This window comes from Streptomyces orinoci (genome assembly GCF_003121295.1).
Lineage (GTDB): Bacteria > Actinomycetota > Actinomycetes > Streptomycetales > Streptomycetaceae > Streptomyces > Streptomyces orinoci.
Genome location: NZ_PHNC01000039.1, coordinates 1 through 6623, shown reverse-complemented (window position 1 = coordinate 6623; position 6623 = coordinate 1). Strand labels below are relative to the sequence as shown.

The following is a 6623-nucleotide window of genomic DNA, read 5'->3' as shown; positions in this document are numbered from 1 at the left end:
AGTAATCGCAGATCAGCATTGCTGCGGTGAATACGTTCCCGGGCCTTGTACACACCGCCCGTCACGTCACGAAAGTCGGTAACACCCGAAGCCGGTGGCCCAACCCTTGTGGAGGGAGCCGTCGAAGGTGGGACTGGCGATTGGGACGAAGTCGTAACAAGGTAGCCGTACCGGAAGGTGCGGCTGGATCACCTCCTTTCTAAGGAGCACATAGCCGACTGCGAGCGAATGTCTCGCACGGTTGCTCATGGGTGGAACGTTGACTATTCGGCACAGTCTGGGTGTTTAGTACTGCTTCGGCGTGGAACGCGATCTTCAACTGGCTGGGCGGGCACGCTGTTGGGTATCTGAGGGTGCGGCCGTTAAGGCTGGTCCTCGATCCGGTCCCAGTGAACTCGCCTTCGGGGTGGGGTGATGGGTGGCTGGTCGTTGTTTGAGAACTGCACAGTGGACGCGAGCATCTGTGGCCAAGTTTTTAAGGGCGCACGGTGGATGCCTTGGCACCAGGAACCGATGAAGGACGTGGGGGCCGCGATAGGCCCCGGGAGCTGTCAACCGAGCTGTGATCCGGGGGTGTCCGAATGGGGAAACCCGGCAGTCGTCATGGGCTGTCACCTACTGCTGAACACATAGGCAGTATGGAGGGAACGCGGGGAAGTGAAACATCTCAGTACCCGCAGGAAGAGAAAACAAACCGTGATTCCGGGAGTAGTGGCGAGCGAAACCGGATGAGGCCAAACCGTATGCGTGTGATACCCGGCAGGGGTTGCGTATGCGGGGTTGTGGGATCGCACTTTCATGGTCTGCCGGCCATGAGGCGAGTCAGAAACCGTTGATGTAGGCGAAGGGCATGCGAAAGGCCCGGCGTAGAGGGTAAGACCCCCGTAGCTGAAACATTAGCGGCTTGCTTGTGCGACACCCAAGTAGCACGGGGCCCGAGAAATCCCGTGTGAATCTGGCGGGACCACCCGTTAAGCCTAAATATTCCCTGGTGACCGATAGCGGATAGTACCGTGAGGGAATGGTGAAAAGTACCGCGGGAGCGGAGTGAAATAGTACCTGAAACCGTGTGCCTACAAGCCGTGGGAGCGTCGGATGCACTTTGTGCATCTCGTGACTGCGTGCCTTTTGAAGAATGAGCCTGCGAGTTTGCGGTGTGTTGCGAGGTTAACCCGTGTGGGGAAGCCGTAGCGAAAGCGAGTCCGAACAGGGCGACCAAAGTAGCGCGCCCAAGACCCGAAGCGGAGTGATCTAGCCATGGGCAGGTTGAAGCGGCTGTAAGAGGTCGTGGAGGACCGAACCCACCAGGGTTGAAAACCTGGGGGATGACCTGTGGTTAGGGGTGAAAGGCCAATCAAACTCCGTGATAGCTGGTTCTCCCCGAAATGCATTTAGGTGCAGCGTCGTGTGTTTCTTGCCGGAGGTAGAGCACTGGATAGGCGATGGGCCCTACCGGGTTACTGACCTTAGCCAAACTCCGAATGCCGGTAAGTGAGAGCGCGGCAGTGAGACTGTGGGGGATAAGCTCCATGGTCGAGAGGGAAACAGCCCAGAGCATCGACTAAGGCCCCTAAGCGTACGCTAAGTGGGAAAGGATGTGGAGTCGCAGAGACAACCAGGAGGTTGGCTTAGAAGCAGCCACCCTTGAAAGAGTGCGTAATAGCTCACTGGTCAAGTGATTCCGCGCCGACAATGTAGCGGGGCTCAAGCGTACCGCCGAAGTCGTGTCATTGCAGCATAAGGACCAACGTCTGCTGTGATGGGTAGGGGAGCGTCGTGTGCCGGGTGAAGCAGCGCCGGAAGGTAGTTGTGGACGGTTCACGAGTGAGAATGCAGGCATGAGTAGCGATACAAGAGTGGGAAACTCTTGCGCCGATTGACTAAGGGTTCCTGGGTCAAGCTGATCTGCCCAGGGTAAGTCGGGACCTAAGGCGAGGCCGACAGGCGTAGTCGATGGACAACCGGTTGATATTCCGGTACCCGCTTTGAAGCGCCAGCGCTGAACCAGGCGATGCTAAGTCCGTGAAGCCGCCCTGATCTCTTCGGAGTTGAGGGGAGTGGTGGAGCCGACGGACCAGACCTGTAGTAGGTGAGCGATGGGGTGACGCAGGAAGGTAGTCCAGCCCGGGCGGTGGTTGTCCCGGGGTAAGGGTGTAGGACGTCACGTAGGCAAATCCGCGTGACATATAGTCTGAGACCTGATGCCGAGCCGATTGTGGTGAAGTGGATGATCCTATGCTGTCGAGAAAAGCCTCTAGCGAGTTTCATGGCGGCCCGTACCCTAAACCGACTCAGGTGGTCAGGTAGAGAATACCGAGGCGTTCGGGTGAACTATGGTTAAGGAACTCGGCAAAATGCCCCCGTAACTTCGGGAGAAGGGGGGCCATGTCCGGTGATGAGACACGCTCTCTGAGCTGGGTGTGGCCGCAGAGACCAGCGAGAAGCGACTGTTTACTAAAAACACAGGTCCGTGCGAAGCCGTAAGGCGATGTATACGGACTGACGCCTGCCCGGTGCTGGAACGTTAAGGGACCGGTTAGCTCCATTTCGGTGGGGCGAAGCTGAGAACTTAAGCGCCAGTAAACGGCGGTGGTAACTATAACCATCCTAAGGTAGCGAAATTCCTTGTCGGGTAAGTTCCGACCTGCACGAATGGCGTAACGACTTCTCGACTGTCTCAACCATAGGCCCGGTGAAATTGCACTACGAGTAAAGATGCTCGTTTCGCGCAGCAGGACGGAAAGACCCCGGACCTTTACTATAGCTTGATATTGGTGTTCGTTCGGCTTGTGTAGGATAGGTGGGAGACTGTGAAGCATGCACGCCAGTGTGTGTGGAGTCGTCGTTGAAATACCACTCTGGTCGTGCTGGATGTCTAACCTGGGTCCGTGATCCGGATCAGGGACAGTGTCTGGTGGGTAGTTTAACTGGGGCGGTTGCCTCCTAAAGGGTAACGGAGGCGCCAAAAGGTTCCCTCAGCCTGGTTGGTAATCAGGTGTTGAGTGTAAGTGCACAAGGGAGCTTGACTGTGAGACCGACGGGTCGAGCAGGGACGAAAGTCGGGACTAGTGATCCGGCGGTGGCTTGTGGAAGCGCCGTCGCTCCAACGGATAAAAGGTACCCCGGGGATAACAGGCTGATCTTCCCCAAGAGTCCATATCGACGGGATGGTTTGGCACCTCGATGTCGGCTCGTCGCATCCTGGGGCTGGAGTCGGTCCCAAGGGTTGGGCTGTTCGCCCATTAAAGCGGTGCGCGAGCTGGGTTTAGAACGTCGTGAGACAGTTCGGTCCCTATCCGCTGTGCGCGTAGGAGTCTTGAGAAGGGCTGTCCCTAGTACGAGAGGACCGGGACGGACGAACCTCTGGTGTGCCAGTTGTCCTGCCAAGGGCATGGCTGGTTGGCTACGTTCGGGAGGGATAACCGCTGAAAGCATCTAAGCGGGAAGCCTGCTTCGAGATGAGGGCTCCCACCCACTTGATGGGGTAAGGCTCCCAGTAGACGACTGGGTTGATAGGCCAGGTGTGGAAGACCGGTAACGGTTGGAGGCTGACTGGTACTAATAGGCCGAGGGCTTGTCCTCAGTTGCTCGCGTCACTGTGTAAGTTCTGAGGCAACGAACAGTTGCCGGCTTTGAGCAGAACCACTTAATTGACAAGTGTGCTTGTTCGCTCGAAACCGATAGGGTTTCGGTGGTCATAGCGTTAGGGAAACGCCCGGTTACATTCCGAACCCGGAAGCTAAGCCTTTCAGCGCCGATGGTACTGCATGGGGGACCGTGTGGGAGAGTAGGACGCCGCCGAACAATCTTTCAAGGACCCCTTGGTCCCAGCGTTCAGCTGGGACCAAGGGTCCTTTTGTATTTGCCTTTCTCTCATTCTCGATGAGCGCTTGCCCACCGGCTGCGCGAGAATGATTGCGGTACCTGAAGACAGGAGTCACCTCGATGTCCACCAACTCTCCCGACGGCCGATCCGGCGGCGAGCCGCGCCGTACGGGCGGCCCTCGCGGTCCGCGCCGGGACGATGCGCGTGGCGGGTCCCGCCGCGATGACCGTCCGTCTTCCGTCGCGATGATGACCGGGGTGGGTACCGCCGGGATGACCGTGGTGGCCGTCCGGGTGGTGGGCTTCGGTCGCCGGGACGATGACCCGTGGTGGGTTCCGGCGTGATGACCGCCGGGACGAGCGTCCGGGCTTCCGGCGGGATGAGCGGCGTGACGACCGTGGTCCGCGTCGGGATGACGACCGGGGCGGCTTCCGTCGCGATGACCGCCGGGATGAGCGGGGCGGCTTCGGCCGACGCGATGACCGGTGGTCCGCGCCGCGATGATGAGSGCGGNCGGCKTCCGCCGKGAYGRGSGGCSKGACGRGCGTCCGGGCTTCCGGCGGGACGACCGTCGCGACGACCGCGGTCCCCGACGGGATGACCGGGATCGTGGTGGGTTCCGCCGTGACGACCGTGAGCGTGGTCCGCGCCGGGATGACGACCGGGGCGGCTTCCGCCGTGATGAGCGGCGTGACGAGCGTCCGGGCTTCCGGCGGGATGAGCGGCGTGACGACCGTGGTCCGCGCCGGGATGACGACCGGGGCGGCTTCCGTCGCGATGAGCGGCGCGATGACCGTCCGTCCTTCCGCCGGGATGATGACCGGGGTGGGTACCGCGCGGGATGACCGTGGTGGCCGTCCGGGTGGTGGCTTCGGTCGCCGGGACGATGACCGTGGTGGGTTCCGGCGTGATGACCGCCGGGATGAGCGGGGCGGCTTTGGCCGGCGCGATGACCGTGGTCCGCGTCGCGATGATGAGCGCGGTGGTTTCCGCCGTGATGAGCGGCGTGACGAGCGTCCGGGCTTCCGGCGGGACGACCGTCGCGACGACCGCGGTCCGCGGCGGGRCGACGAGCGGGGCGGGGTTCSGYSGSGDKGRCGGCSGGGRKGRGSGGGGKCCGSGKCGGCSGKRCCGGGRGGMCSGGGACCGGCAGGGTGGCGGCTTCCGGGGGCGGGACGACCGGTCCCGTGGCTATGGCCGCCGTGACGACCGGGATCGCGACCGCGACCGGGACCGTGGTGAGCGGGAGCCGGTCAAGCGGCTGCCGATCCCGGATGACGTCACCGGTGAGGAGATCGACGCGGACGTCCGTCAGGAGCTGATGAGCCTGCCCAAGACGCTCGCCGAGGATGTGGCGCGCAACCTGGTGATGGTCGCCAAGCTGCTGGATGAGGACCCGGAGCAGGCTTATGGGTACTCGCGGGTCGCGCTGCGGCTGGCGTCCCGGGTCGCCGCCGTGCGGGAGGCTGCCGGCTTCGCCTCGTACGCCGTCGCCAAGTACGCCGAGGCGCTGGCCGAGTTCCGGGCCGCCCGGCGGATGACCGGCTCGGTCGAGCTCTGGCCGATCATGGCCGACTGCGAGCGTGGCATGGGCCGCCCGGAGCGCGCCCTGGCCATGGCGGGCGAGCCCGAGGTGCAGAAGCTGGACAAGGCGGGCCAGGTCGAGATGCGGCTGGTCGCTGCCGGTGCCCGWAAGGACATGGGCCAGGCGGACGCGGCCGTGGTGACCCTGCAGAGCCCGGAGCTGGCCTCCAACTCCATCCAGCCGTGGACCGCGCGGCTGCGTTACGCCTACGCGGACGCGCTGCTGGAGGTGGGCCGCGAGGCCGAGGCGCGGGAGTGGTTCGCCAAGGCCCTGGAGGCCGATCAGGGCGGTACCACCAACGCCTCCGACCGGCTGGCCGAGCTGGATGGCGTGGAGTTCACCGACGCGCTGGACGAGTCGGAGGACGCGGAGCAGGAGCCGCAGGGCGAGGAAGCGAAGGCCGGGCCGGCGGAGTCCAAGGACACGGAGTCCAAGGACACGGAGTCCAAGGACACGGAGACCGAGGACACGGAGTCCAAGGACACGGAGTCCAAGGACACGGAGACCGAGGACACGGAGTCCAAGGGCAAGGACGCGAGGAGTCCGGCGAGCAGGGCTGAGGCCGGCTACGGCGGCTGAGCTGACGAGGGCGGACCCCCAAGTGGGTTCCGCCCTCGGTTTGTTGTGCCGGTCCCGGTGGGTGCCGCGTGGTCAGTTGAGGTCAAGGCTCCGCAGGACCAGGCCGGTTGCCGGCTTGGGGCCGAAGGAGGTGGATTTGCGCGGCATGGTGATGCCCTGCTCGGCCAGCTCCCGTACCACGTCCTCATGGACCGGGTGCATCAACACGGCCGTACCGCCGTGCCGTTCGGCCTGTTCCACGGCGGCCTCGGTGTCATGGATGTAGCCGATGTGCTCGGGGTCGTCCGGCACTCGCCAGACCGTCTCCAGAAGCGCCGAGTGCAGCACGGTGGCGTCCAGTTGGCGCCAGGCGCGCGGACGATCGGCCGGGACGGTGCGGGCGAGCAGGTCCGGGTCCGGACGGTCCAGCAGGTGGAAGCGGCCGTCGCCGGCCAGGAGGAAGGCATKGCCGGAGGGGTCCGTGCCTTGGCCTCGGCCAGCGCCTCCAGGGCCTCGGCCAGGGGTACGTCCAGGGTGCTTACCCGGAATCCGCCGCCCAGCGCGGCCAGTGCGCCGGCCACCGGGAGGCGGTGCAGCAGGCGGTGGATGGCGCGTACCCGGAGCGGGTAGCGGGCGGTGTCCACCAGCAGCACC

The 6623-nt window shown here is 63.7% G+C and carries 2 protein-coding genes, 3 rRNA genes and 1 pseudogene; 5 read left to right on the top strand and 1 reads right to left on the bottom strand.

Annotation, left to right across the window (positions count from 1 at the left end; translation table 11 throughout):
• The 5 genes from CV755_RS32925 to CV755_RS32895 all read left to right on the top strand — a co-directional run.
• Positions 1–199 (top strand): 16S ribosomal RNA (locus CV755_RS32925); the annotation flags it as partial.
• A gap of 266 nt (positions 200–465) precedes the next feature.
• A 23S ribosomal RNA gene (locus tag CV755_RS32920) occupies positions 466–3582 on the top strand.
• 105 nt (positions 3583–3687) lie between these two features.
• A 5S ribosomal RNA gene (rrf, locus tag CV755_RS32915) occupies positions 3688–3804 on the top strand.
• 141 nt (positions 3805–3945) lie between these two features.
• Positions 3946–4170, top strand: a complete 225-nt coding sequence (locus CV755_RS36835) for a hypothetical protein (protein ID WP_277751890.1) — start codon at positions 3946–3948, stop codon at positions 4168–4170.
• Positions 4171–5147: 977 nt separating this feature from the next.
• Positions 5148–5990, top strand: coding sequence for a tetratricopeptide repeat protein (locus tag CV755_RS32895; RefSeq protein ID WP_241561547.1), 843 nt, complete (start codon positions 5148–5150; stop codon positions 5988–5990).
• 72 nt (positions 5991–6062) lie between these two features.
• Here CV755_RS32895 and CV755_RS32890 read toward each other — a convergent pair.
• A pseudogene (locus CV755_RS32890) lies at positions 6063–6623 on the bottom strand (DUF1015 domain-containing protein); the annotation flags it as partial.

What these genes read in the sequence shown, in the direction of transcription:
- CV755_RS36835 (WP_277751890.1), top strand. Translation starts at nt 3,946, where the DNA reads ATGTCCACCAACTCTCCCGACGGCCGATCCGGCGGCGAGCCGCGCCGT.